The sequence below is a fragment of the Psychrobacter sp. NPDC078409 genome, assembly GCF_050268505.1.
Taxonomy (GTDB): Bacteria; Pseudomonadota; Gammaproteobacteria; order Pseudomonadales; family Moraxellaceae; genus Psychrobacter.
Genome location: NZ_JBNNGW010000004.1, coordinates 456,230 through 482,467, shown reverse-complemented (window position 1 = coordinate 482,467; position 26,238 = coordinate 456,230). Strand labels below are relative to the sequence as shown.

23 protein-coding genes are annotated in these 26,238 nt (G+C 43.0%); 15 read left to right on the top strand and 8 right to left on the bottom strand.

Going from position 1 to position 26,238, the window contains the following annotated elements; genetic code table 11:
* The first annotated feature begins 34 nt into the window (after positions 1–34).
* The 3 genes from ACQKC9_RS10855 (at position 35) to ACQKC9_RS10845 (ending at position 1,933) form a co-directional block, all read left to right on the top strand.
* A complete protein-coding gene (locus tag ACQKC9_RS10855; RefSeq protein WP_347162819.1) occupies positions 35–508 on the top strand; it encodes a BLUF domain-containing protein in 474 nt (157 codons plus the stop codon).
* A gap of 373 nt (positions 509–881) precedes the next feature.
* Entirely contained in the window at positions 882–1,361 is a 480-nt protein-coding gene (locus tag ACQKC9_RS10850) for a BLUF domain-containing protein (RefSeq protein ID WP_427621792.1), read from the top strand.
* Between the two features lie 107 nt (positions 1,362–1,468).
* Entirely contained in the window at positions 1,469–1,933 is a 465-nt protein-coding gene (locus ACQKC9_RS10845) for a BLUF domain-containing protein (protein WP_427621790.1), read from the top strand.
* 144 nt (positions 1,934–2,077) lie between these two features.
* Here ACQKC9_RS10845 and parC read toward each other — a convergent pair whose 3' ends face one another.
* Positions 2,078–4,384 (bottom strand): DNA topoisomerase IV subunit A, encoded by a 2,307-nt coding sequence (gene parC / locus ACQKC9_RS10840; RefSeq protein ID WP_427621789.1) that lies wholly within the window; start codon positions 4,382–4,384, stop codon positions 2,078–2,080.
* A gap of 457 nt (positions 4,385–4,841) precedes the next feature.
* Here parC and ACQKC9_RS10835 point away from each other — a divergent pair, with 457 nt between their 5' ends.
* From ACQKC9_RS10835 to ACQKC9_RS10810, 6 genes are all read left to right on the top strand, one after another.
* Entirely contained in the window at positions 4,842–6,635 is a 1,794-nt protein-coding gene (locus ACQKC9_RS10835) for a vWA domain-containing protein (protein WP_427621788.1), read from the top strand.
* Positions 6,636–6,988: 353 nt separating this feature from the next.
* Positions 6,989–8,716 carry an AMP-binding protein gene (locus ACQKC9_RS10830; protein WP_298811233.1) on the top strand — a complete coding sequence of 576 codons (1,728 nt, stop codon included), beginning with the start codon at positions 6,989–6,991 and terminating at the stop codon, positions 8,714–8,716.
* A gap of 509 nt (positions 8,717–9,225) precedes the next feature.
* The gene (locus ACQKC9_RS10825; RefSeq protein WP_427621787.1) at positions 9,226–11,025 is read left to right on the top strand and encodes an AMP-binding protein; all 1,800 of its coding nucleotides are present in this window, start codon (positions 9,226–9,228) and stop codon (positions 11,023–11,025) included.
* A gap of 181 nt (positions 11,026–11,206) precedes the next feature.
* On the top strand, positions 11,207–11,923 hold the full coding sequence (gene rph / locus ACQKC9_RS10820) for a ribonuclease PH (RefSeq protein WP_057761673.1): 717 nt from the start codon (positions 11,207–11,209) through the stop codon (positions 11,921–11,923).
* A gap of 118 nt (positions 11,924–12,041) precedes the next feature.
* Entirely contained in the window at positions 12,042–12,533 is a 492-nt protein-coding gene (locus ACQKC9_RS10815; RefSeq protein WP_101206065.1) for a hypothetical protein, read from the top strand.
* A 264-nt stretch (positions 12,534–12,797) separates the two neighbouring features.
* Entirely contained in the window at positions 12,798–13,436 is a 639-nt protein-coding gene (locus ACQKC9_RS10810; RefSeq protein WP_427621786.1) for a hypothetical protein, read from the top strand.
* Positions 13,437–13,548: 112 nt separating this feature from the next.
* Here ACQKC9_RS10810 and hemJ read toward each other — a convergent pair whose 3' ends face one another.
* From hemJ to serB, 6 genes are all read right to left on the bottom strand, one after another.
* Positions 13,549–13,983: a protoporphyrinogen oxidase HemJ gene (hemJ, locus tag ACQKC9_RS10805; RefSeq protein ID WP_057762639.1), complete on the bottom strand. Its 435-nt coding sequence runs from the start codon at positions 13,981–13,983 to the stop codon at positions 13,549–13,551.
* 40 nt (positions 13,984–14,023) lie between these two features.
* On the bottom strand, positions 14,024–15,187 hold the full coding sequence (gene bioB, locus ACQKC9_RS10800; protein WP_427621785.1) for a biotin synthase BioB: 1,164 nt from the start codon (positions 15,185–15,187) through the stop codon (positions 14,024–14,026).
* Between the two features lie 245 nt (positions 15,188–15,432).
* On the bottom strand, positions 15,433–15,939 hold the full coding sequence (locus ACQKC9_RS10795; protein WP_102090478.1) for an SCP2 sterol-binding domain-containing protein: 507 nt from the start codon (positions 15,937–15,939) through the stop codon (positions 15,433–15,435).
* Positions 15,940–16,145: 206 nt separating this feature from the next.
* Entirely contained in the window at positions 16,146–16,538 is a 393-nt protein-coding gene (aciT, locus tag ACQKC9_RS10790; protein WP_427621784.1) for an AciT family ciprofloxacin tolerance protein, read from the bottom strand.
* A gap of 282 nt (positions 16,539–16,820) precedes the next feature.
* Positions 16,821–17,816, bottom strand: coding sequence for a DUF368 domain-containing protein (locus tag ACQKC9_RS10785; RefSeq protein ID WP_427621783.1), 996 nt, complete (start codon positions 17,814–17,816; stop codon positions 16,821–16,823).
* A 350-nt stretch (positions 17,817–18,166) separates the two neighbouring features.
* Entirely contained in the window at positions 18,167–19,357 is a 1,191-nt protein-coding gene (serB, locus tag ACQKC9_RS10780) for a phosphoserine phosphatase SerB (RefSeq protein ID WP_427621781.1), read from the bottom strand.
* A 434-nt stretch (positions 19,358–19,791) separates the two neighbouring features.
* Here serB and ACQKC9_RS10775 point away from each other — a divergent pair, with 434 nt between their 5' ends.
* From ACQKC9_RS10775 to ACQKC9_RS10750, 6 genes are all read left to right on the top strand, one after another.
* Positions 19,792–21,249, top strand: coding sequence for a hypothetical protein (locus ACQKC9_RS10775; RefSeq protein WP_427621780.1), 1,458 nt, complete (start codon positions 19,792–19,794; stop codon positions 21,247–21,249).
* A 186-nt stretch (positions 21,250–21,435) separates the two neighbouring features.
* On the top strand, positions 21,436–21,672 hold the full coding sequence (locus tag ACQKC9_RS10770; RefSeq protein WP_057761656.1) for a PA3496 family putative envelope integrity protein: 237 nt from the start codon (positions 21,436–21,438) through the stop codon (positions 21,670–21,672).
* A gap of 298 nt (positions 21,673–21,970) precedes the next feature.
* A complete protein-coding gene (locus ACQKC9_RS10765) occupies positions 21,971–22,528 on the top strand; it encodes a YecA family protein (RefSeq protein ID WP_057761653.1) in 558 nt (185 codons plus the stop codon).
* Positions 22,529–22,641: 113 nt separating this feature from the next.
* Positions 22,642–23,082, top strand: a complete 441-nt coding sequence (locus ACQKC9_RS10760) for a YbjQ family protein (RefSeq protein ID WP_057761652.1) — start codon at positions 22,642–22,644, stop codon at positions 23,080–23,082.
* A 78-nt stretch (positions 23,083–23,160) separates the two neighbouring features.
* Entirely contained in the window at positions 23,161–23,667 is a 507-nt protein-coding gene (locus ACQKC9_RS10755; protein ID WP_238052779.1) for a YbjQ family protein, read from the top strand.
* 306 nt (positions 23,668–23,973) lie between these two features.
* Complete coding sequence (locus tag ACQKC9_RS10750) at positions 23,974–24,897, top strand: bile acid:sodium symporter family protein (RefSeq protein ID WP_101206055.1); 924 nt, start codon at positions 23,974–23,976, stop codon at positions 24,895–24,897.
* 189 nt (positions 24,898–25,086) lie between these two features.
* On the opposite strand, the gene ACQKC9_RS10745 is transcribed toward ACQKC9_RS10750, so the two are convergent.
* Positions 25,087–26,229 (bottom strand): formate/nitrite transporter family protein, encoded by a 1,143-nt coding sequence (locus tag ACQKC9_RS10745; RefSeq protein WP_427621779.1) that lies wholly within the window; start codon positions 26,227–26,229, stop codon positions 25,087–25,089.
* Positions 26,230–26,238: the final 9 nt, after the last annotated feature.

The window sequence follows — 26,238 nt, the reverse complement described above, 5'->3', positions numbered from 1 at the left end:
ATTTAAATGAATTATTTTATAAATAAGGTTTCTTATGAACATAACGACAAGCCAACCTTCAGAAGATAGAAAAAGGCATGGCGAGCATATTCTTATCCACATGACATATATCGCCAAAAATGTCGATCTAGATTCTGGGATTGAGCTGACTCGCGCACTTGAGTACTGGCGCAGATATTTTGAAGAAAACGATATCGTTTCAGCTTTAGTCATTAGTGAAGGTTATTTCGTTCAAAGTTTCCAAGGAACAAGACCTGCTATCAATACTGCCTTGGAAAAGATACTTGACGAGCATTCCACTATTGTTCCTAATATTGTGAATATAGAGGAAATTGAATCGCGCCAATGGAGTGGGTTTTTAGTTAAACATCTAACCTCAAGCGTTGAAGATGAAGAGCATGCCCTAAAGAACTTTTCAGCAGGCTCTGACTACAATCCTTATCTAATGAAAAGCTCTCAGATTGAAAGCTTTTTGAAAGCGATATTTAAAGATGCTGAATCTAATTAACTTTAAATGAATAGCATTTAGTTTTTAAGCATTTACCTCTTAGAATAGGCAACATCCACTTGTCCTAGCTAAAATATAAAAGCCGTCTATACCTGTGTATAGGCGGCTTTTTGTTGAAAGTAAGTTAGCAGTATCGGTACAGGATGTTTTCTTAGCAACTGGATAAAATATTGGCGGATGTTCATAAGTGACTATTCATACCTGACTCTTGCAGGACTTAACTACTAAAAATGACCTAGTGATATCTGTTTTTATCATGTTATTACAAATTATAGATGACAAGAAACTGGTCAATTCCCAAGAGTTTTATTGATTATACTTTATGATAAAGTGTATATTAATTTATATACCTATTATATAAATGGATTTTCTTATGTATATAACGACCAATCAAACGTCAGAAAATAGGAAAAGACATGGCGAGCATCTGCTGATTAGCCTAACGTATATCGGTAAAAACATCGAAATGAAAACAGGTATAGAGTTGACTCGTGCTCTTGAACAGTGGCGAAGATACTTTGAGGAAAGTGGGTTAGTTGCAGCGCTTGTGATCAATGACGGTTACTTTGTTCAAAACATTCAAGGCTCAAGACCGGCGGTCAACGCTGCTCTAGCAAAGATAATTGATGAGCATTTCAAGATTATTCCTAATGTTGTCAAGGTGGAAGAGATAGAAGCGCTTCGATGGGATGGGTTTGTAACCAAACACCTGACGGAAAGTGTCGAAGATGAGGAGTATGCCTTAAAAAGTTTCTCAGCAGGGTTTGATTTCAATCCTTACCTAATGAAAAGTACTCAGATTGAAAGCTTTTTGTCAGCGATATTTGAAGGTGCCAAGTCCGATAGGTTTTAAGTGAGTAGCCTTTACATATCATAAGAGTCATCTATTTTAATGGGCGTAAAAAAGCCGTCTATAAAGTATCTTTTGATTTAGATAATTTTTTATAAATAAGGTTTCTTATGCGTGTCACTACCAGCCAACCTTTAGAAGATAGAAAAAGACATGGTGAGCATATTACTCTCAGCCTAACGTATATTGGCAGAAATAGTGACAGTAATAGTGGGATAGGGTTGGCTCGTCTTCTTGAGCAATGGCGAAGGAATAATGAAAAAAGTGGTGTAACCTCAGCGCTTGTCGTGAATGACAATTACTTTATTCAAAATATTGAAGGTCCAAGACCTCTTATCAATGAAATACTAGTAAAATTAATCAGTGAATACTCTTACCTAGTACCCCACCTCAGTGAGATTGAGGAAATAGAAGAACGTAGGTGGGATGGGTTTTTATTAAAATATTTAACATCAAGTGCAGAAGAAGAAGCATATACTCTAAAAAGCTTCTCGGCAGGTGCTGACTTTAATCCATATCTAATGAAAAGCACTCAGATTACAAGCTTCCTGAGAACAATCTTTGAAAATACCTAATCCAGTAAGTCTTAAATAAGTTCTATATTCTGATTGGCGTAAAAAAGCCGCCTATACATTGTGTATAGGTGGCTTTTTGATAGGAGCTATTCAATTTTATCAGTTAAATTTTGAACCAAGATTTCCAAAATTTAACTAGTCAAACTACCCAACTTCAACACTCGTCACATTCTGAAAGCCTCGTGGCAACTGACCACCACGATTACCGCGAACACCCGTATAGTTAGCCAAATCATTTGGCTTGAGTGTCACATGGCGTTTGCCAGCAGTAATGACAAGGCTGTCTTGCTGACTAAGTGGTGTGATAGCGAGTACCTCTTCACCGTCTTTCAACTTAATAAGTTTGTTCCCTTTACCGCGAGCCTGTTCAGGCAAATCTTCAAGGGCAAATATCAGTAGATATCCTGCATTGGTCGCGACAGCAACATGATCAGGTGTCACACGTATATTACTATTTTCACCTTCGGCATTGGCGGCGGTCTCTACTGGCGCGTCGATACGCGCAACAGGGAGCAAGCGACTATCAGTTGCTAGGTTAATAACGTTTTTACCAGCTTTTTGGTTGCTATCGAGATTACCAATGGTATTAATAAAACCATAACCTGCCGAGCTGGCAAGGATAATACGTTGCTCGTTATCACCCGTTAGTAGCTGCTCAAAGCTAGCGCCTGCTGGCGGCTTTAACACACTGGTTAGCGGATCACCTTGACCACGCGCAGACGCTAAGTTGTGCGCATCAATACTGTAGCTGCGTCCCGTACTGTCGAGTACGTAAATTCTTTCGTTAGATTTGCCGCGCACGTGCGCTTGATAGCTGTCACCTGAGCGATAACTCATACCAGCGGCATCGACATCATGACCCTTGGCAGCACGAATCCAACCTGCTTTTGATAAAATGGCAGTGACCGGCTCACTCGGTACGAGATCTGACTCTTTCAGTGCTTGCGCCTCTTCACGCTCTGCTAATGGTGATACACGCTCATTGCCATGTTCTTTCATATCGGCGGTAAGCTCATCGATCATCAGATTGGTTAGACTGTCTGGATTGTCTAAGTACTCTTGAATGATGGCACGTTCGGCAGCAAGTTCATCTTGCTCGCGGCGCAGCTCAATCTCTTCTAATTTTGCCAACTGACGCAAACGAATATCCAAGATGGCATTGGCTTGAATGTCAGTCAGGTCATAATCCTGCATCAAGGTCGCTTTTGGATCGTCCTCTTCACGAATGATGCGAATCACTTCATCAATATTTAGATAAGCAATCAGCAAGCCTGCCAAAATATGCAAGCGTTTATCAATTTTATCGAGGCGATATTGCAAACGGCGTGTGACCACCGAGCGGCGACAGATTAACCATTCTTCCAAAACTTCTTTTAGGTTTTTGACCTGCGGCTTACCATTTAAGCCAATCATATTCATGTTGATGCGGTAATTGCTTTCTAGGTCAGTACTGGCAAATAGATGGCTCATGACGCGTTCGACATCGACTCGCGTTGAGCGCAGCTCAAGGACGATGCGACAAGCGTTTTCGTGATCTGATTCATCATGAATATCCGTCACCCAAGGCAGCTTTTTATCGGTCATAAGCTTAGCGATTTGCTCTTGAATTTTGTTGCCTGAAACTTGGTAAGGAAGCGCATCAATGATGACGAGATTCTTTTCTTTAGAGTCAACATGAAAGGTGGCGCGCATCTTATAACTGCCACGTCCAGTCTCGTACATCGCTTGCAAATCTTTTTTGCTAGTGATGATTTCCGCTGGTGTTGGTAGGTCAGGTGCTGGTATCGATTGGGTAAGCTGCTTGATCGACAGCTCTGGGTTTTTGAGCAAACGAATGGCCGCACGTACCACTTCATTGAGATTATGCGGTGGAATATCAGTTGCCATACCAACAGCAATACCTGTCGTACCGTTCAATAAAATATTAGGCAGGCGGGCAGGTAGGGTAGTTGGCTCTTGCATCGTACCATCAAAGTTATCTTGCCAATCGACTGTACCTTGACCCAATTCTGCGAGCAACGTATTGGCATAAGCTGACATTTTGGCTTCGGTATAACGCATCGCCGCAAAAGATTTTGGATCATCTGGGCTACCCCAGTTACCTTGACCAGTGATAAGCGGATAGCGATAGCTAAACGGCTGAGCCATCAGTACCATGGCCTCATAACAAGCACTATCACCATGCGGATGGTACTTACCCAATACATCACCGACCGTACGCGCGGATTTCTTCGCCTTGGCAGAGGACTTTAGCCCAAGCTCGCTCATGGCATAGACGATGCGACGCTGGACAGGTTTTAGACCGTCAGCGATATTTGGCAACGCCCGATCCATGATGACGTACATGGCATAGTTGAGATAGGCCTGCTCAGTGAACTCTGCGACTGAACGAGTATCCATCGGCTCATTGGGAATGATTGGGGCGATCGTATGATCAATAACATCAGACATAAAATAGGATTCACTTATCAGTTTTAATAGGTATAGATAATTGGTTCAAGCATACAAATAGGATAGTGCTATCGTAAAGGATATTGCACCAATTAAAAAGACGTATGTCAGAATATACGACATCTCGTGACGTGCTTAAAACAAGTGCTTATAAGGGTCTTTTATAGTGTGTTGACTCATAGCTTTTATATATTAAGTTAAGTATAGTAAATCTAATATTTGTTTTTTATATGGTTAATAAATGTCTTAAGGTTGAATCCTTTTTATTTAGGATATTTTGTCTATCATCAATCCAAAAACAGTAGGTTCAAAATAGTTCTAATGCAAAATTAACAACTGAAAGTATGACAGTTAATAGACTGAATAAGGCGGCTACTTTGCCTATTTAAATAGCGTTAACCATATATTGACACGGACAAGTCGCTACTGAATTATCTTACAATAAGGAATTTCTATTATGTCAGTTGACCCTTTATCTAAAATATCTGCCTCTACAATGCTAAAGAACGAAAATAAGCACCTAGGGAAAAACACTACTAGAAATGTACTATTGATTACTGCTGTAGCCAGTCTGGGATTGACAGCCTGTAGCCCTTCACAAATGAGCAAAACGCTACCAGCCGAGACAAGCAGCACAGTCAATCAAGATGCAGCAGTGGTGTCAGAGTCTATCATGGCGTCACCCAGTGTTAAGCCCTCAGTCATCAGCCAACAGATGATGATACGTTCTGCGGCGCAGACAGGTATCGTACGCCCATTACCGAGCATCATAGTCACGCCAGAGACAAAAGACAACTATCAAAAAAACGCAGCCAATCCTGTACATCGAACTACGGATATGGCGGTTTCTACTTTGTCTATCGATACCGATACGGGCAGCTACGCCAATGTGCGGCGCTATTTAAACGAGGGTCAACTACCACCCGTTAATGCCGTACGGGTAGAGGAATTGATTAATTATTTTAACTATCAATTTGATGATGGCAAACGCTTAGATAGTGCCCCGTTTATTGTGTCAACTGAGGTAGTAGACTCACCTTGGGATAGAGCAGATCAGGATAATAAAATCGTCAAAGTCGGTATCAAAGCCGTTGATAGTAGCTGGTCGCAAAAAACGGATAAGCAATCTATGCCACCTGCCAATCTCGTATTTTTAGTAGATGTCTCAGGCTCTATGTCGTCACGCGATAAGCTACCATTGGCACAATCTTCGCTTAAGTTGTTGACAGAGCAAATGCGCGCCCAAGACAGTATCAGCATCGTGACCTATTCAGGTAGTACTAGTGTGGCATTGCCTGCGACCAATGGTGACCAAAAAGCAAAAATATTGACTGCAATCGAGGGATTAAATGCCTCAGGCTCGACCAATGGGGAAGATGCTCTGAAATTGGCCTACAGGCAAGCTGAGCAGGGTCTAAAGAAGAACGGTATCAATCGAATCATGATGTTAACGGATGGCGATTTTAACGTTGGTATTAGTGATGTCGATGAGATGCTTGATTTGGTCAAAGCCAATCGCGATCGCGGTATCTCTTTATCTACCGTTGGCTTTGGTCGTGGTAATCTGAATGATCACATGATGGAACAGATGGCGGACAATGGCAATGGTAATTACAGTTATATTGACAGTCTAACTGAAGCCAAAAAAGTCTTTGGTGATGAGTTAGCCGCGACATTTAACACCGTTGCTAAAGACGTAAAAGTCCAAGTTGAGTTTAATCCTGATGTGGTGAGTGAATGGCGCTTGATTGGTTATGAAAATCGCGTACTGGCTGAAGAAGATTTCAATAATGACAAAATTGATGCAGGTGAGCTTGGGGCAGGTAAGGCAGTTATCGCCTTGTTTGAAGTGACACCAAAAGGTCAAAAAGGGTTATATAGCGATCGTCGATATGCTGACAGCAATGCCAGTATTAGTTCGAATAATAAACAAAACTCTAATGAGCTTGGCTATCTAAAAATTCGTTATAAAGCACCGACAGGTGGTAGCTCTAAACTGATTAGCCAACCGATTAATAAAGCAAGCCACGCTTTAAATAAAGCCAGTATCGATACTCAGTTTGCGATGGCAGTAGCAGGGTTCGGTCAACGCTTGACTCAAAGCGATTATGTTAATGATTGGCAGTACAGTGATAGCACTAAGCTTGCAAGAAGTAGTATCGCAGATAGACCAAGTAGCGATACTGATGGTACTCGTCGCAACTTTGTGACGTTGACTGAGCTGGCGAGTGCGCTGAAAAATAGTCGATAGTGAACAGATATCGTGTCGGCATGGTCCTTAGGGAGCAAAAGTCAATGGTCATATTTTCTAATAGCTTGACTGATATTTTATATGTAATATATTGATATTTATAGGGATATTGAGCGTCAAGCCTATTTGAGAACTGGTGTAGCAATCTTTTGTATTGAGTACTATGTATAAAGTGTGTATGTTAATGAACAAAGGGCTATTTACCGCTATATTGTTCGCTCAGCACTATACAAATATGTCGCAGCCTTGCTTTTTATCATAATGATAGGCAAGACTCTGACCTTTTGTATATTTATCACACTGTGATTGGCGTGAGTTGACGGTAATGTATTATTACTAGGAGAGAAAAGATTATGGAAAATCAAGGAAACTTAACCCGTCGTGACGATAAAGTTTGGCTAAAAACGTATGAAGAACTTGGTTTGGAGTATGACATTGAGTTGCCAGCCGACAATACGTCACTTATCGATATTTTCGAAAAAAGCTTCGCTGAAAATGCTGATAAAACTGCCTATATCTGCATGGGTTCATCGTTAAGCTTCCAAGAAGTAGATTTATACAGCCGTCAAATGGCCGCTTATCTACAGTCATTAGGATTGGTCAAAGGCGATAAAGTTGCGGTCATGATGCCCAACATTTTGCAGTTACCAATCTCTGTCATCGCTGTACTACGTGCAGGCTTTACCTTAGTTAACGTCAACCCTCTGTACACTACCAGAGAGCTTGAGCATCAATTGACCGATTCAGACGCCAAAGTGCTAATCATGGTCGAAAACTTTGCCAAAACCTATCAAGACATCGGTCGCAATGTGGTCGATAAAGTCGTGATTACGGGTATGGGCGATTTGATGGGTACGCTCAAAGGCTTTATGGTCAATACGGTCGTCCGCCATGTCAAAAAAATGGTGCCAGACTATAGCATTTCTAATAGCATCAGCTTCAAAACGGCACTAAAGCAAGTCACAGCTAGCAAATATAAGCGCCCAACCAATATCACACTTGATGATATCGCTGTCCTACAGTATACCGGTGGTACGACAGGTGTAGCAAAAGGCGCGATGCTAACGCACAAAAACTTGGTGGCAAACTTAATTCAGTCTAATACCTTCTTGGGCACCGCTTTTGATGATTTCGATCAAAGAGGTGAGCAACCTGTGATTATGACGGCATTGCCGATGTATCATATTTTCTCATTCACCGTATGTGGTATGTTCGGTCTGTATCGCGGTTGTGTAGTATTATTAGTACCAAACCCACGCGATCTTGATAGCTTGTTAAAAGCATATAAAGCCAATCCACCAGCGTTCTTCCCAGCGGTCAACACGCTGTTCAACGCGCTTGCCAACAACGAAGAATTTATCGCGATGGATCATAGCAAGCTGCGTCAATCGATGGGCGGCGGCATGGCAGTATTGAGTCCAACGGCGGAAAAATGGCGTCAAGTAACTGGTAATATTATCATTCAAGGTTACGGCCTGTCTGAAACAGCACCAGTCGCGACCTCTAATCCTAGCAACAGCAAGACATTCACAGGTACCATTGGTGTACCGATGCCAGCAACAGATGTGGCAATTTTGGATGATGCAGGTAATGAAGTAGCACTTGGTGAGCGCGGTGAGATTAGTGTTCGTGGCCCACAGGTCATGAAAGGCTACTGGAACCGTGAAGATGCTACTGCCGAAGTCATGACAGCAGATGGTTTTTTCCGTACTGGTGATATCGGTATCATGGCTGACAATGGATATGTGACCATCGTTGATCGCAAAAAAGACATGATTTTGGTGTCTGGTTTTAACGTTTATCCGAACGAAGTCGAAGAAGTCATGGCTGGCCATCCTAAGATTTTAGAATGTGGCGTCATCGGTATCGAAGATGAGAAAAGTGGTGAGATTCCTAAGATCTATGTCGTCCGTAACGATCCTAGTCTGACTACCGAAGAAGTTCTTGAGTATGGTAAAGAGAACCTAACAGGTTATAAGCGTCCTCGTCGTGTTGAGTTTATTGATGAGCTACCAAAATCGAACGTTGGTAAGATTTTGCGTAAAGATCTACGCGTACTTGAAGAAAAAAACCACGGTTAATTTGCTGATACACGCACCTAGAGAGTTGTTTGATAGCTGCGTGTATTAACCAAAGATACATGTGAAAGTGTCGCACGATTAGATACTGTAGTAACTAAAGTAGTAACCAAAAATGATAAGGCTGCAACCATGCTGTCTTATCATTTTTTTGTCTTTATCGCTTTTGACATTTGCGGATGACAGCTACTATTAATAGAGAATATCTATTAAAACTGCTATAGTGCCCATCGACGTATTTTTGTTTTTATCCAAAAAATCGTACTGGTTCTGCTCAAGGTAACAGGCAAAATCATGGTAGTAAATATCGTTTTCGACTTGGTCGTGCTGAATGGTAGTATTATTTATCATAGACTTAGTAACGCCCTTTAATTTGCAAAGCTTATGAATGACAAACCCGATCATACTTATCTATTTCTTATTCATAAGCTTCTGCTGTCAGCAATAATCATAAAAAATGGTGTTTCCATTAACATATTCAATGTTTTTAACAGTAACATTTAGGGAAAATTATGACGGATAATATTAATAAAAAAACGACAGATAATAGCGCTGCAACTAATGATAAAGCCAATACTACTAACGACATTTATCAAAGCAATGCGTTTCCTACTATGCCGACCATCGACAGTGATAGTCCGTGGCTGAGCGCTTATGAGCGCTACAGCATCGATGCTACTATCGAGATGCCAGAAGACAATACCTCTTTACTGGATGTGTTCGAGCGCAATTTTAGCCGTTATGGCCAAAAACCTGCCTATATCTGCATGGGCTCATCGATTACTTTTAAGCAATTAGATCTATATAGTCGCCAGATTGCCAGTTATTTGCAGTCAATAGGACTGGTCGCAGGCGATAAAGTTGGGGTAATGATGCCCAATGTCTTGCAGTATCCAGTGGTCGCTTTGGGTATCATTCGTGCAGGAATGGTGTTGGTCAATGTAAACCCTCTATACACCAGCCGTGAGCTGTCACATCAGTTGCATGACAGTGGTGCGAAAGCGCTATTTATCGTTGAAAACTTTGCTAAGACCTATCAAGATGCCGAAGACAAAGGTCAGGTAGAGCATGTAGTGGTGTGTACCATTGGTGATATGTTAGGTACGATTAAAGGAGCCGTGGTCAACCTCGTGGCTCGTCATGTCAAAAAGATGATTCCTGCTTATAGCATACCGAATAGCGTGAGCTTCAAACATGCCTTAAATGCTGAGTCAGCCAGTAAGTACCAGCGCCCTGAGTTAAACTTAAGCGATGTGGCTTTGCTGCAATATACCGGTGGTACGACAGGAGTAGCGAAAGGCGCGATGCTGTCTCACGGCAATCTAGTCGCCAACATGCTACAGGTCAGCGCGCTAATGAACAGTGCATTTGATGATGATATAGATGGTAGAGATGTGATTTTGACCGCACTGCCGCTATATCACGTATTCTCATTTATGGTCTGCGGTATGTGTAGTATGTATCAAGGCTATGCCTCGCTACTCATTCCGAATCCGCGCGATCTTGATGGGCTTATCAAAGAGATGGCTAAATACAAGCCAGCGTTTATCCCTGCTGTGAATACCTTGTTTAATGGCTTAGTACACAAAGATAACTTTGCTGATTTAGACTTTTCTAATCTAAAAGCGTCTATCGGCGGTGGTATGTCAGTATTACCTAGCGTGGCCAAAGAGTGGCATAAAATCACTGGTCTGCCTATCGTTGAAGGTTACGGCTTGTCTGAGACATCACCTGTGGTAGCATTTAATCCGATGACTATTGCAGAATTTACTGGAAAAATCGGTATTCCTGCGCCTAGTACCGATATTGTGCTCATTGATGATGACGAAAATATAGTAGCCATGGGCGATCGCGGTGAAATCTGTGTAAAAGGTCCACAGGTTATGATTGGTTATCAGAATCGTCCGAAAGAAACTGCTGAATCCTTTACAGCTAGTGGTTACTTAAAAACTGGCGATATCGGTATCATGGACGAAAAAGGCTTTATCAAAATTGTTGATCGCAAAAAAGACATGATTTTAGTCTCTGGTTTCAACGTCTATCCAAACGAAATTGAAGAGGCGATGAGTGAGCATCCAGCAGTTGTAGAATGCGGTGCTATTGGTGTACCGAACGATGATCGCGGCGAAGAACCAAAACTGTTTGTGGTCAAAAAAGGCGACGTGACTGAAAAAGAGCTACTAGAATATGGCAAAAAACAACTGACTGGCTATAAGCGCCCACGTCATATACAGTTCGTTGACGAACTACCAAAGTCGAACGTTGGCAAAATCCTACGTAAGGAATTGCGTAAGATGGAAGGGTTAGAATAGTTTATATCTGACATTCTATTGATAACGGTGGCGTAATGGCAGGTGTGAATCTTGCTATTGCGCCGTTGTCACGTTAGGATATCTTAAGATTTTAGTCGACTACATACCTATCAATGTGTTTGCTAACGACTGATAGGTATTTTTATGACACTGCTTTTATAACATTGTACTAGGAATTTTTATGCGTATTGACAATCGTGAGCTTGACCAACTTCGCTCGATCAGCTTTGAGCGCCATTATACGAAGCATGCTGAAGGGTCAGTATTGGTAAGTTTTGGCGATACCAAGGTACTATGTACTGCCAGTGTAGAATCTGGTGTGCCGCGCTGGCTCAAAGGTAAAGGCAAAGGTTGGATCACAGCTGAGTATGGTATGTTGCCACGTGCGACCAACACGCGCAATCAGCGTGAAGCGGCTCGCGGCAAGCAGTCAGGTCGTACGCAAGAGATTCAGCGTTTGATCGGTCGTAGCTTACGTGCCATGATTGATCTAAGTAAACTTGGTGAAAACACCATCTATCTTGATTGCGATGTGTTGCAAGCGGATGGCGGTACTCGTACGGCGAGTATCACTGGTGCTGCGATTGCGCTTATCGATGCGCTAGAAAGTATCCAAAAGGCCAAGAAACTCAAAGCAGACCCGCTAATCGGACTGGTTGCGGCGGTTTCTGTTGGTATGAAAGATGGCGAAGCGTATCTTGATCTAAACTACGAAGAAGACTCTAGCTGCGATACCGATTTGAACGTTGTGATGACCCAAAAAGGCGAGTACATTGAGCTACAAGGTACTGCTGAAGAAAAGCCGTTCACTCGCGCTCAAGCAGATGCTATGCTGTCATTAGCTGAAAAAGGCATTGCCGAATTGATTAAAATGCAACAGACGGCGCTTGGTTGGTAGACTAGCGTTTAGATACAACACACTATCTTTGTTTTTAGTGTCAATAACTGCCTGTTAGCTGCTAATAGGCAGTTTTTTAATAGAAAATATTCGTACATTACGTAATAGGTAACAACACATGCTCAAGCTGACTGATGATGGCGCCAAAATCACCTTACAAGGGCAATCAAATGCTGCTGATAATGGCATGTTTTGGTTTGGTTCTGCATTATTGGTAGGGGCCGTCGCAGTCGCCATGGCGATGAGCTTATTGCCTGAGCGTCTAGCCATTGGTGCACTTGCCCTGCTTATCATTGGTAGCTTTATTTTCAATAAAAAGCGCCAACAGCATAAAAAGGCTATGAGCGGTATGATTAGCAGTGGTACATTGTGGGTAAGGGCTGGCGAGTTGGTCCATGACAATCTAGGTAAGCGTGAGCATATTCATTTGACTGACGGTGATAAGATAACGCTGATTGGCGAGCAATTACAGATTGTCGATAGCAGTGACGTTCGCAAATATCATATTACTGGTTTCGAGAGTGCTCAAGAAGCAAAAGCTGCGAAAGCTATCTTAGAAGGGCAAGCGCTAACGAAACGCCATGTAAATATTAAAATGAAGAGTAATTAGTATCTTTCCTCAATTTCATACTTTACCAAAGCATAGCTATTGTCTTCATATTATCTAAACTACTAACTTAAGTGTCATTTTAAATTTCACTCGACGCGCGTCTTCCCAATATTGTCATCTATCAGTATATTTATACCGTCTATCATCTGTCGCAGGCGAATAGTGCTTGCAGATTTGTGCGCAAATGGTTTATAAGTAGGATTATAAAATTTATCCTTCTTATTATTGATACTGTCATTGAGATCTATTGACAAGGAGTTAGTCATGCTGCGTTTGTCTATACCGTCAGTCGCCGCGTCGTGCGGTTTTTTACTATTTACCTGCGGCATGGTAGGACAAGCTCATGCAGATAGTATGAGTATGCTTATCGCCCAAAAATCTATTCAACCAATGACGAATACGTCCTATCGTTATCCTGAGGTACAGCGTTCAGCACCTACAGTCTTACCAGCGTTTTTATCAGGAAACTATGACAATGTCGATAGCGAATATTTGCCGCTATTGAGCAATGCCGAGACGCAGAGTAGTATGGCAGCACGTGAGGTCGTCAGTACCGCCCGCAAAATGGCACTTAACGAGCGCACAATTATTCAAGGTGGCTGCTGGGACTATTTAAATGCTGTATTTAATCGGGCAGGTGTATCGCGTAATACCATACACAAAGGCACTTATGCACAAGGGCCCTATGCTAGTAGCAGTGAGATTGAAGCAGGCGACTGGCTCTATTATATCAATCATGGGTACAATGGCGTCGAGCATAGCGGACTGTTCGTCGGTTGGGTCGATGAGCGTGCCAAGCAGGCATTGATACTGAGCTATGCTGGCGAAAATCGCCGTGAACCGGCTCGTTACCGCGTTTATGACCTAAGCAATGTTTATCAAATTATGCGCCCTAGTGTTTAGTGTCTGATATTTCCAGTTTGACAACCTGTTCTATAAGTGAATAAAAAAGCGTCCGCAACTCATTGAAGTTACGGACGCTTTTATTTTGCATATTTGATTGGTTTTTCTGATATTAAAACGGTTTTACCACAACTAGAATCACGATAATCACTAAGGCAAAGACAGGCACTTCGTTAAACCAGCGCCAGAATTTATGCGTTTTATAGTGTGGATTATCTATCAGCTTTTTACGATAAAAGCCGCAAGCACCATGATAGCCTGACAGCAGCACTACTAATAGTAATTTGACGTGGAGCCAGCCTTGGGTTTTGTAGACATCCCAGCCCAGTCCTAACATCCATAGACCAAAGATCCATGTCGCTATCATCGATGGGGTCATGATACCGCGATACAGCTTGCGCTCCATAATGGCAAAGCGCTCATGACTGATGCTATCGTCGCTCATCGCATGATAGACAAACAAGCGCGGCAAATAAAATATCGCCGCAAACCAGCAGACCATCGAGATAATGTGTGCCGCTTTAATCCAGTTAAAATAATCTGCCATCATAGTTTCTCTTGCTTAAGTTGTATTTTCTAGCTTTATCTTAATCTACCAACACAACTTGTGTTTGATGACCACTCATAGCATCCATTACAGGCAGTACTTTAGGCGCTCTTGGTGCGGCAAACTGTTTGGTGAGGCCAAGCTCACGCATGAGTCTATCGTCGCCTGATTGACTTGCATTACCAGTGGTAAGAAGCTTATCACCATAGAAGAATGAGTTAGCACCTGCCATAAATGCCAACGCTTGCTCAGAATCAGATAGACTTTCGCGGCCAGCAGATAAACGCACGTAGCTAGTCGGGCAGCAAATACGGGCGACCGCAATAGTACGAATCCACTCAAGTACAGACAGCTGACCCTCGGCCAATACTTTGTCCCCAATCGGTGTACCTGCAATAGGCACCAGTAAGTTGACTGGTATTGATTCAGGCGCTTTTGGCATTTTTAGCAGCTCAAGTACCCAGTCGATGCGGTCATCACGGCTTTCGCCCATACCAACGATATTACCACTACAGACGTTAATGCCAGAGTTACGCACGTTTTCTATTGTGTCTAAGCGCTCATCATAGCTACGTGTGCTGACGACTTGTTCATAGTAGCTGCGTGAAGTATCTAGGTTGTGGTTGTAGTAATCTAACCCTGCATCGGCCAACTGTGTTGCTTGATTGGTATCAAGCATACCCAATGTCATACAAGTTTCAAGTCCCAATGCTTTCACTTCTTTGATCAGCTCAACCACATAAGGCATGTCTTTGGCACTTGGATGTTTCCATGCGGCACCCATGCAGAAGCGCGATGAGCCACTGTTTTTGGCACGTTTGGCCGCTGCGATGACTTTGTTAACTTCTATGCGCTTTTCTGCTTGTAGTTTGGTAGTGTCGCGATGATGACCTGACTGTGAGCAGTAGCCGCAATCTTCAGGGCAGTTGCCCGTTTTGATAGAGAGTAGCGTGCTGATTTGTACTTCATTGGCAGTAAAATGCTTTCTATGGATGGTTTGTGCTTGTAATAGCAAGTCCATTAGAGGTAAATCAAACAGTTGCGCGATTTCTTCACGGCTATACGTGGTGGCAACTTTATGATCAGTTTGAGTCGCGTCTGTGGCTAGATTGGCCAAAAAATCACTGTTGGTCGTATCTGGCTGAGTGGCTAGATCAGTTGGCTGGGTGGCGTCAGGTTCGGAGATGCTAAGCAATCCTGCCATAAGGTAAGTCCTTTTATAAGAATGAGAGAGTATTAAATAAAACCAATGTTTTTATCTATTGTCATTTATAAGGTAACAAAAAAGGTTGCCGTATAGTATACCGCAACCTTTTTAGAAAATCAGAACACTGCTAGACAGTATGTATAATTGTCACAGTAGCGCACATAAATAGTAACTATACGTTTGGCTATCTAGTTCTATATCATCCATTCTACCAATGACTACCGCTCAGTGCACCATTCTTTTTATTTACCAAGTTTGTGCTTGGCGATACCAACCCAATGCTCAGCAAATTTCTGTGCTTTATAAGCGTAAGGTTTGGCTTTTTGGATATATGGTTTGCACTCTTCTGGGATAGCTGGAACGATATGCTTAGCAAGTTTGTTGAACCACATCATTAAGCTATAGTCGCCTTCAATGCTCAAGTTACCTTCTTGTACAGCAGTCATAAAGGCAGGCAAGCTACCTTTGGTTAGCAGTCTAACGCCAGTCATAGAGTCTTTGAAAGTGATGGTCAAATCGGCTTCTTTTGCATGACCGCTTTGTTGACTGAACTGTCCATTGTCAAAGCTAAAAGAACGAGCGATATCAGACTCAGTACTAGCAAATTCAATCGTAACTTGACGATCGGCGAATAACGCTTTGACATCTTCGTTATCGCTATCAGCTAACATAGACAAACGATAGCCAACGACAGCTAATAAAGCATCTAATGGATCAGATTTGATATCTAATACAGGAACAGTAAACATAGCAGAACTCCTAAAGAAATGAGGCATAAAAATAAAGCGTACTTTATACCAGTTTTTATGACAAATATATAACTGGATTATAAACTATCACAGGGTGTCAACTCTTTAGGAGTTAAGTAGAGAGCGTTAAGTATCTTGTAACATTCGATGTCACTGACGTAAGCAAGGTATTGATATAGACAAATAGAGGTATAAATAGGACGGTTTTAACGGAAACGTGGCTGGTAGTTATCATCGTAAACAGGAGTATGTTCTATATAGCGTGCGGCTTCTAGCTCACGTTGCTGGCTAACGGTCTGACTCACATCATCATAGCGCAATGCCCGATACAGTACCCAAGCTGCCAACGGTAACCAACTGATGCCCATAGCGATGATATAGCGATGCCATGATGATAGCTCCATCAACATAGGACGACCTGCTAATATATTTTGAATCACCTCAACGCTGAACCAGTAAGCCATCCCGCCAAACAGATATAGCAGTAGCCAACGATATGACGACAAGGCGAGCACCACTACGAAACTGGCTAGTAGTCCATAAGCAAGCCATGCCGCGCCGCTCCATGCCTCTACACCGATAAAAGAAAATATAGTCATTAACATCATTCATCTCGCTATTCATAAGGTGAATTCCAATGAGACTATTATGAGAGGTTATTGAGTAAAGCTGAAGAGGGTGCAGGCGACTTTGCGACAACCGTTGACGTTTGGTTTTTTGGCTTGTTTTGCGATATTTGGTGGCTAGGTTTTAGGCTAAGCGCCGTGAGGAGTGGCGCTTATTTTGAGTGATATGGAAATGGTTTTGCTAGTCTAGGAAGGCGTTTGTTAGCTAGCAGACCGAGCTAAACTAGCAAGCAGGACTGACAGTTTGCTAAATACTTAGCCTCGATTGGTACGATTACCCCACCAAGATAATAGCGAAACTAAGATAGCACCGAGCAACATAAGTCCTACTGTCGTTGACCACTGTGCGCCAGTAGGGTATTGCCATGGCATGACATTATGGACAGCTTCAGTATTTAGTGAGCCCAAAGCATCTACTTTCCATGGCCAGACTTTTATTAGAGAGCCTGCGATAAAGCCTGTCAGCAATGCCAAGGTAGCCTGATAATAATGTGAGAGTAGCCACTTGAGTGCACGCGTGAATAGCAATAGCCCAGTCGCCATACCCGCAATGACTGTGAAAATGGCGCTCAAATTCATCGTATCGACTGCTTCTAATACTGCATCGTAAGCGCCTAGCAATAGCAAAATAAACGACCCTGATATCCCTGGTAGGATCATGGCACAAATAGCAATTGCCCCTGCAAAAAACAGATACGGTAAGCTAGGCGTGGTCGTGAGTAACGGCATACTACTGATAACTACGGCGGCAATAAGCCCAGTCGCAAACAGTGCGACACGTCCTATATTCCATCGCTTAATTTCACTAAGTAAGATAAACACCGTTGCGACGACCAGTCCAAAAAAGAACGACCAAATAAGCAATGGTTGGTTGTCCAATAAATGCTTAATGATACCGGCTAAGGTTGCAAAGCTAGTGGCAATACCCAGTAGCAAACACAATAGAAATGTCGCGTCTACTTGTCGCCAAATCGCCGCGAATCCTTTGATGCCACCTTCTTGTCGAAATATCGTCCAAAGATTGGGGCCAATACTGCCAAGTGCGTTAATCAAGCGCTCGTAAATCCCTGCGATCAGCGCAATGGTGCCGCCAGAGACGCCAGGTACGATATCAGCTGCTCCCATGGCCATACCCCTGACATAAATACCTACCAGCTGTTTTGGGCTATCGGTACGTACAGGTACCGTATCTTGCTCTAATGGTGTTGGCGCTGACGGCTGAGTTGGCCGTAGAGATTGTGGTGCCGTCATGGGTATTCCTTTATCGTTTAAAAATAAGTGTTATCTAAAAGTAAGCATTAGCTAAAAATAAGTAGCATCTAAAAATGAGTAATAACTAAAACAGGCGTTAGCTAAACATCAATATGAATAGAAGATAGTATTAATTATCGTAACGTACTAGAGCATGTCTTCCATTCATTTGATAGTCATCTAACTGGTCTAAAAATGGACAAATCTTGTCAGACATCGTCAAATAGCTGGTTAATATACCAATACTATCTACGCTACTTTTCTTGTTTAAACCACACCCTAAAGCATAAAAGCCAGATTAATGACAAAACATTAACCTAGCTTATTAAATGGCATAAAGCGTTCTGTAGTTACTCAGTAGGCGCCAGTGCAGGATAGCCAAGAGCGTACAAAGTACCTTCAAGCCCTGTTACGTTGATAGCGGCATCAGCACGTGCTTGAACGATTGGTTTGGCATGATAGGCCACACCAAGATCGGCCAGTGCCATCATTGGTAAGTCATTAGCACCGTCACCGACACAGACCACTTGTGACATCTCAATCCCTAAGCGCTCAGCGGTATGCTCAACGATAGCCGCTTTTTTGGCACCATTGACAATAGGCCACTGTATATGACCAGTCACTTCACCTTCTTCGATATCTAGAGCGTTGGCATGTACTTCATCGATACCCAGCTGCTCAGCGATATAACGGGCAAAATAAGTAAAGCCGCCTGAAACTAGCACCGTATGATAACCCAATGCTTTTAGCGCACTAATCGTTGTGCGCGCACCAGTCGACAATGTTAAGCGGCTACAGATATCATCCAGCACATCAGTAGAAGTGCCTTTTAGCAAAGCCACACGCTGAGCAAACGATTCATCAAAATCAATTTCACCGCGCATTGCGGCTTCAGTGATGGCTTCAACTTCTTCGCCAATCCCAGCCGTTTTTGCTAGCTCTACGATGACTTCTTGCTCGATCAAGGTTGAATCCATGTCAAAGCAGGCAAGCTTGTGTGTCCGCAGCATATGACCAACAGACAGAATATGACAATCCACGACGTTTATGTTGCCTGTACTATCTGCACTGCGTGTATTGTTATACTCTTCAGTTAGGTCATGACGCAAGCGAGTGGTCAGCTGATCATCAATAATGTGAGCAGCTGCGGTTTTTTTGCCAGGGTGCATTAGTGTGTCAGTGACTGGCACTAACAGATAACGGTAGACCTGAGTATGGGTAAAGGGTAGGCGCTGTGCGTCTGCTGCTGTAGGCTCTGTATCAGACACCGTGATATTGACGAAGCTAGCGTCAGTATCTTCGGCAACGGTCACTAGATGCCAACTTGGCTGCTCATCGACCCAAGACTGAACGTACTGATGAATATCTAATGCAGATACCTGAGTCGGCAGTACTACAATGAGCGCAAAAACAGGTAGCGACTGTAGCGCATCAAAGTCTTGCAAATTGGTATCTTCGGGTAATAATGCCGCAATAGAATCAACGGCTTGTTGCCATGCTTTGCTGTCTTTTGGTAACGAATAAGATGTATTTTTTGGCATGGCTCAATTGTCCCTTGTATGCTCATATAAGATTAGGAATAATAACAGTTTTACTGGGCAGCGCCTATAGATGACGCGCAAAGTAACAATGATGCTAAAAAACAGATTTTATGGCGTAAGAAGCCATAGAAAATGCGATAAAGTTATTATGATAAATTTATAAAGCGCTCACGCTATAAGACTTATTATGGTGATATAGTAGATGAGATAAGCTGGCTGTTGATTGACGATGCTTTCTTACTAACGATGCCTTTGCAAAAGATAGCGAAGCTAGCAACAATATTGATGGTGTTGATAGTCGTTAATAATCAGTACCGCTTTACAACTATGTGCGCAGCACAGTTGGTGCGCATCACAATCGTTTAAAAATTAGCCAAAAAATGAGCAGTAGCCTCGTTTTTTAATTTCTTCTCTCCAAAAAAGTTTAACATATCATGACGTATTTAGCGCCGCGGCAAGGGTTGTTTGCCATTATTCTTCTGGTTAGTTTTTGTTTGCAGACGCTGTTATTGGTCATTAGTACTGACCAACAGCTGAGCAATAGTCGTGCGTTAAAAGGCGAGCAGATGGTCGCCCAGCTGATTGATGAAGCAAGGTTGTCTTTAGAAAATAAAGACCGTGTGAGTTTAAGCGTTATTGCCAATCGCTATACCAGCGAGCAAGACGTCACACGGATACTGATTAAAGACAACAACGACGATATCTTGGTGCCAGTAGGCAATGCGCCGATGCAGCAAGGTGACACCATTCGTCAAATCGCCACCAATGGCGATGCAGTCATCGGTAGCGTTGCACTGACCCTAAAAGACGTTAGCAAAGGCGAGATTATCGCCATGCAATGGCCGTTTGTCATCGGTACTATGCTGTTACATCTACTGCTGTGGTTGATGTATGGTTACCTCGCTCGTCCAACCAAAGAGCAAATCAATGCATTAAGTCGAGATATCCAAGAGCTGTATCGTGACCAATACAGACCAGTCGATCAACGCGGCTACGACCGTGAACTTGAGCGCCAGTCAACGGGTCAATCAGCTTCTCACATGTCAGATGGTCAAGTAGCGACGGATAATACGGCTAATGTCACAGATGACGAAGTGACTAATGCACGCAAGTTTAATGTGCATAATGAAGTGAACGAGTATCTTAGAACCCAGCAAAACCAAGAGACAGGTAGTGATACTGACAATCTAGCGGGTGCGGGTGAAGGTAGCGAAAGCGAAATAGCAGATACAGGCGGTGTTGCTTTTCAAGCTGCCAGTCATACGTCTAAACTGTCTGCCACCCGATCCGTTGATAGCGTCAAAGTCCAAGTCGTATTCCATGATGAGTTCAATATGCTTGAACGCCTTGCACCTGCGCAGCGTCTTCCGTATTTAGCACTCTGCACTCAGCTGCTCAATCAAGCCGTGACTGAGCTACTAAGACAGCCATTGCTGTTGGGTGTGAGTGCGATGAATGAAGCGCACTTTGAAGATAATGGCGCAAGTGTGGTACTAAAGGCTGATAATAGCCACGCAAAAGTAGCGCTCGCAGGCGTGATGCTTGCCAAGCTATATTTAATGCTCAACAAAATTATCCACGATAAGCATATTGAGCTATCACGTTTTGCCTTACCAGCAAAAGCGGGCGTGAGTGATGACGCGCAATCAGAGCCAATGACCCATTTGCTCCAGAGTATCGGCAAAAAAGAGCAGCTATTGATACTATTGCCAAATGCCGGTCTCAAGCAAATCAGCAATCATGTACAAGTACATAACATCATGCGTCCAACTACCGTCTATGAGCGTGAGTGTGCAATATTTGATGGGGCTAACGACTCATTGATTCAGCGTTTGGCCGATGTGCGCAATGCGGTTCTAATGATTGAAGATGAGGACGATCTGCACATTTAATGCCGACTGTATTTGGTCATTTATATTACAATTGTCTGTTATATAGCCTACTGAACTATCTTAATCGTAGAGTTGAAATGTACCATATTGCGAAAAAGGATTGACAACATTCAATAGAGACTTTATAAGGCATATATATATTGATGTATTCTTAATACCCTTGCCTAAAAATGATAGGAGTTTGTCATGAGTGACGCTGATATTGACGACGATTTTGATGATGATTTTGTCGACGATGATGATGCAAAGATGGTTGAAGAAGCTGAGACGAGCGTACGTACACGTTTAAGTAGTCTTGAAAAACGTCGGCTAATCGATAATTTGCTAGAAGAAAAGCGTTTGGCTAAAGAGTTAAAAGACGATCTAGACGACATAGACAACTTCGATGAAGACGGCGATGATTGGGATGATGACGATTTTTAATTTGTCGGCATCAGTCGTTTCAGTGGACTAAAGTGCTTTAGTGGCTACTTTAATGACAGTGACTATTTTAGTGACTAAAATTACTCATTCCATCAAATTGGTTGCCTGCTATTTGCTACTTTTCTAATTTTCTAGGGTTGCTCGCAATCCGTTCATCTCGATAATACTTACCTGATAGAGGTTGCTTGAGTTTGATTAATTAAGCAGCCTTTAGTCTCTACTTAAGTACTCGTCCTCTTTTATTTAACCGATCGCCCACTGCGATTGATGACATCTATCTGCTAAGGAAAACCAAATTATGAGTAACCAACTAAGTTTTGATGAATTACTAGACTATTTGGACAATCAAGAAAGCCAGTTCGTGCTAGATAGTGTCGCAGCGCATGGTTTTTTGACAGCGACGGTCATCGGTCGTCCATTGCCTAACTGGATGGATGCCCTGTTCGAAGGTCACGTGAGTGAGATTCCAGAAAATGTCATCGACGGTATCAAACGCTGGCGCGATTCGATCATGGCTGAGCTAAAAAACGAGACGCCTATTGAATTACCATTTGGTGAAGATGCTGGTAACGAAGAAGTGGCGGTTGATTTCTCTGACGAGTCAGACATCGTTGCTTGGTCAATTGGTTTTGTCGACGCCATGTATGGTGATGAAGCAAGCGATTGGTTTGAAGATCAAGAAACGGCAGAAGACGTCGCAGTATTGACCTTGCCAATGATCGTACTAAGCGGTATCGATGATGAAGATCCAGAGCTGTCTGAGATGCGTAAAGACGAAGATAAAATGGTACAGATGGCCAATAGCATCGAAGGTAATTTGACTGAGCTGTTCTTATTGTTCCATACCAACGATTAATAAGGCTAAGAAACAGCGCTACTAGCAGTGCTGTTTCTGTCTTGCATTATCTATGCTGTATTACAGTGCTTTGGTTTACCATGTATTTTATAAGTCACCGATAAGGTCATCCTATGACTGTGCAACTCTCTAATCTTGAACACTTACCTAACTATCAAATCACTGAACGCCTAGACGTTGTGTACGGTAGTACCGTGCGTTCAAAGCACGTGGGCAAGGATCTGTTCGCTGGGTTAAAAAACATCGTTGGCGGCGAGCTGACGGCTTATACCGAGCTATTAGAAGAGTCACGCCAAGAAGCAATCGATCGCATGATTGTCAAAGCAGAGGCGCTAGGTGCTGATGCGGTGGTCGGCCTACGTTTTTCGACGTCTAGCATCGCCCAAGGTGCGTCAGAGCTGTTTGTTTATGGTACGGCGGTCAAGGTCGCGCCGATATCACAGCAGCAATATCAAAACCCACCAAGCGATGGTTACAACCATTCTAGTCAAAATACGAATACTCAGACCCAAGTCGCACCCGATGATTTACCGCGTTTCAATCCTTTTGGTTAATCCTATAATACTAAAAGCTACAATGCTAAAAACTATAATGTTAAAAGCACCGATGCTTTTTATGATGAGAAACGTGCTATGAATGATTCACTCACGCAAGTGCTCATCAACTATGGGCCGTTTGTCTTCTTATTCGCGGCTGGCTGGTTCTTTGGATCGCGCCATGAGCGTCAGCATTTGGCACAGCTAACAGTAGCAGAGCAAGCATTGGGCGATATTACTGTCTCAAGCGAACGTCTATACCGTCCCAAGTTAGCAGCGGGTAGTGAAGGTGAGCTGGTACTTGGTAGTGTCGTCATCGCTCAAGATTACTTCAAAATGATCATCGCTCGCGTACTAAGCGTCTTTGGCAAAAATTTAACCACCTATGAGACTTTGCTAGATCGTGCCCGCCGCGAGGCCATCGTTCGTATGCGGACTGAGGCAAAAGCCAAAGGCTACACGCATATCTACGGGTTACGTCTTGAGGTAACCAATGTCAACCAATTAGGCAGTATGGTCGAAGCCATCGCCTACGGTACAGCTGTTATCAGTATCGACCATATTCACTCTACATCTGCTGTAAATCACAAAATCCCCGCTTAAATCATTTCTACTTTTTTATCAAGTGTAAAAACCTATAATTGACTGACGAGTAGTCAGAAAAATCAAAACCATACACTTTTACAACGATATACTGAATTTTACCGTTCCGTTATTATTTCGGTTCGTAGTAACCAGTTTTATCAAAAATTGTCGGTTTAAAGAACACGACTGTATGGAAAAGTGTCATATAAAGAGCTGACAACGTCGGTAGCTTTTACCCAAGATATCAGCAGGATTGGCTGATTGAGCATGACGAGGTTGTCATAAACCTGCCCGTGTAAGGGCTCTATCTACAAGGATGTAGTTATGGAAGGTGTTGAGTTAGTCACGTTTATAAATGCAAAAGTCATTCCCATTAGTATCTTTTTGATTATGATGGGAATGGGATTGTCCTTAGTTACCAATGATTTTAAGAGAGTCGTCAAATACCCTAAAGCAGTCGCCATAGGCTTGACCAATCAGCTAATATTTTTACCGCTCGTAGGTTTTGCTTTGGCAACCTCCATGTCTCTCGAGCCAGAGTATGCCGTTGGGGTTATGTTGCTAGTACTGTGTCCTGGTGGCACGACATCGAATCTATTTACCTATTTAGCCAAAGGTGACGTCGCACTTTCGGTCACCATGACCGCTATTGCCAGTGTCATTACCGTATTTACCATTCCTATCGTCCTCAGCTTTTCGCTCGTATACTTTATGGGTGCGGGTAGTGAGTTTCAGTTGCCAGTGGTCAAGACCATGATCAGCCTAATTGCTCTGACTATCTTACCCGTCAGTATTGGTATGTTGATCAAACGCTATGCGCCTAACGCGGCAGACAAGGGACAGGTGATGGTATCTCGTTTCGGCGTGATATTTTTGAGCTTCTTGGTGCTTTTCTTGAGCTATGTGCAACGAGACATTATCGTTGAAGCATTAATCGCTACTGGCCCTGTGGCATTGATACTGAACGTATCGACGATGGCGCTTGGTTATTACACCAGTAAATGGTTCGGTCTAAATCCTGCGCAAAGACGCTCGATTACTATGGAAGTCGGCCTACAAAACAGTACGCTTTCAATGTTTATGGCACTGACGCTGTTGGCCAACTATAAGATGTCGATGACGCCAGCCATTTATACGCTAATCATGTTCTTGACCGCTGGTATCATGGTCAGAGTATTTACTGCCCAGCACAATAAAGCCAAAAGAACCGAGATAGAAAACAGTGTATTGGCTGCACGTAGAATGTAAGAGTTTTAAGATAACCGTAGTAACGCATTGTTGCGCCAGTTGAGACAGTACTTGGTAAAAAATCAACAGTGTATGGTGCAATAAAAAAAGCCCATAATCCGCTTTGTATAATGAAGCAGGTTATGGGCTTTTGCGTTTAGTGCTCGTTTTAACCCAAATCAGTCTAGCTCAAACCAGTTTAGCTCAAACTTAGAATCTTCGTCTGTCCATTTTCGCTCTTGCCTCGGCGGCTTGCTCTTTTACTTTTTCAATTTCAAATAAGAATGTGCGGTTTTTAAGCACCGCGACGAATACCACACCGCCCACTGTATTGCCCACCAATACCACGACTAAAAATACCAAATAGCGCCAGAGACTGACGGTATTGCCATACAGCAACGCTGAAAATACCTCGATATTACCCACGATACTATGATGCAAACCTAAAAACCCAATACTACCTGTAATCAGCGTAACCAGTACGATACGGCTAAGCGTATCTCGTGCAGAGGTTACTAGCCATGCGGCCACGCCCATCATCCAGCCTGCCAGCACTGCGCTGCCAAAGATAACCCACCATTCAAAACCTAAGATATGCTCGGCATAGACATCGATAGCATGGTCTGTAAACAGATGCATATGCAGCCCCAGACCAATCATTAATGCTGCAAAGATACAGCCGCCAACGATATTACCAGCGATGACGATGCCCCATAGCCGTAACAGCTTATGTAGCGGTTCAATTTTGTTTAAGACAGGCAAGCTCAAGAGGGAAGTCTGCTCTGTAAATAATAACGACTGACCAATCACCACGATAATAAAGCCGATCGGATACAGCAGTGACGACAGCACCATAGCATAGCGACTTGGTATCACGTCATTGAGTAGAGCAAACGCTGATAAAATCATAAAAAAGCTAATACCAATCTCTAGCCCAGCCGTAAAAGCACTGGTAAATAGCGAGCCAAGTGAACGCTCAAAGGTTTCTTTTGCGTGGATAACTTGCTCGACTAAGATGCTGGCGTAGCTTTTCGCTTGGCTTAGATTGTCGTCACTAGCGACCTTTTTGATGGTTTCTTTGTCTTCGTCGCTGATTTCTTCTGGCAGGTCGTCATTTTCTAAGTCTTCGGTGGCTTTAATAGGTTCGTCTGCGTCACTATCTGAAATTTCGTTTGCATGACTGTCTGTAGTGTCGTCTGCGTCCTTATTTACCTCATCGTCTTTAGAATAGTTGCTACTTTCTTCTAGCGTATGATTATCTTTAGGCACAGGAGGGGTAGTGCTCGCGTTTACACGCTCATCGTCTGGTAGATTAGCCTGAGAATCATGGTCATGTTCGGTATCTTGGGGCACGGTTGGCTC

Coding starts and splice junctions, on each gene's coding strand:
- ACQKC9_RS10855 (WP_347162819.1), top strand. CDS start 35: ATGAACATAACGACAAGCCAACCTTCAGAAGATAGAAAAAGGCATGGC.
- ACQKC9_RS10850 (WP_427621792.1), top strand. CDS start 882: ATGTATATAACGACCAATCAAACGTCAGAAAATAGGAAAAGACATGGC.
- ACQKC9_RS10845 (WP_427621790.1), top strand. CDS start 1,469: ATGCGTGTCACTACCAGCCAACCTTTAGAAGATAGAAAAAGACATGGT.
- parC (WP_427621789.1), bottom strand. CDS start 4,384: ATGTCTGATGTTATTGATCATACGATCGCCCCAATCATTCCCAATGAG.
- ACQKC9_RS10835 (WP_427621788.1), top strand. CDS start 4,842: ATGTCAGTTGACCCTTTATCTAAAATATCTGCCTCTACAATGCTAAAG.
- ACQKC9_RS10830 (WP_298811233.1), top strand. CDS start 6,989: ATGGAAAATCAAGGAAACTTAACCCGTCGTGACGATAAAGTTTGGCTA.
- ACQKC9_RS10825 (WP_427621787.1), top strand. CDS start 9,226: ATGACGGATAATATTAATAAAAAAACGACAGATAATAGCGCTGCAACT.
- rph (WP_057761673.1), top strand. CDS start 11,207: ATGCGTATTGACAATCGTGAGCTTGACCAACTTCGCTCGATCAGCTTT.
- ACQKC9_RS10815 (WP_101206065.1), top strand. CDS start 12,042: ATGCTCAAGCTGACTGATGATGGCGCCAAAATCACCTTACAAGGGCAA.
- ACQKC9_RS10810 (WP_427621786.1), top strand. CDS start 12,798: ATGCTGCGTTTGTCTATACCGTCAGTCGCCGCGTCGTGCGGTTTTTTA.
- hemJ (WP_057762639.1), bottom strand. CDS start 13,983: ATGGCAGATTATTTTAACTGGATTAAAGCGGCACACATTATCTCGATG.
- bioB (WP_427621785.1), bottom strand. CDS start 15,187: ATGGCAGGATTGCTTAGCATCTCCGAACCTGACGCCACCCAGCCAACT.
- ACQKC9_RS10795 (WP_102090478.1), bottom strand. CDS start 15,939: ATGTTTACTGTTCCTGTATTAGATATCAAATCTGATCCATTAGATGCT.
- aciT (WP_427621784.1), bottom strand. CDS start 16,538: ATGACTATATTTTCTTTTATCGGTGTAGAGGCATGGAGCGGCGCGGCA.
- ACQKC9_RS10785 (WP_427621783.1), bottom strand. CDS start 17,816: ATGACGGCACCACAATCTCTACGGCCAACTCAGCCGTCAGCGCCAACA.
- serB (WP_427621781.1), bottom strand. CDS start 19,357: ATGCCAAAAAATACATCTTATTCGTTACCAAAAGACAGCAAAGCATGG.
- ACQKC9_RS10775 (WP_427621780.1), top strand. CDS start 19,792: ATGACGTATTTAGCGCCGCGGCAAGGGTTGTTTGCCATTATTCTTCTG.
- ACQKC9_RS10770 (WP_057761656.1), top strand. CDS start 21,436: ATGAGTGACGCTGATATTGACGACGATTTTGATGATGATTTTGTCGAC.
- ACQKC9_RS10765 (WP_057761653.1), top strand. CDS start 21,971: ATGAGTAACCAACTAAGTTTTGATGAATTACTAGACTATTTGGACAAT.
- ACQKC9_RS10760 (WP_057761652.1), top strand. CDS start 22,642: ATGACTGTGCAACTCTCTAATCTTGAACACTTACCTAACTATCAAATC.
- ACQKC9_RS10755 (WP_238052779.1), top strand. CDS start 23,161: ATGAATGATTCACTCACGCAAGTGCTCATCAACTATGGGCCGTTTGTC.
- ACQKC9_RS10750 (WP_101206055.1), top strand. CDS start 23,974: ATGGAAGGTGTTGAGTTAGTCACGTTTATAAATGCAAAAGTCATTCCC.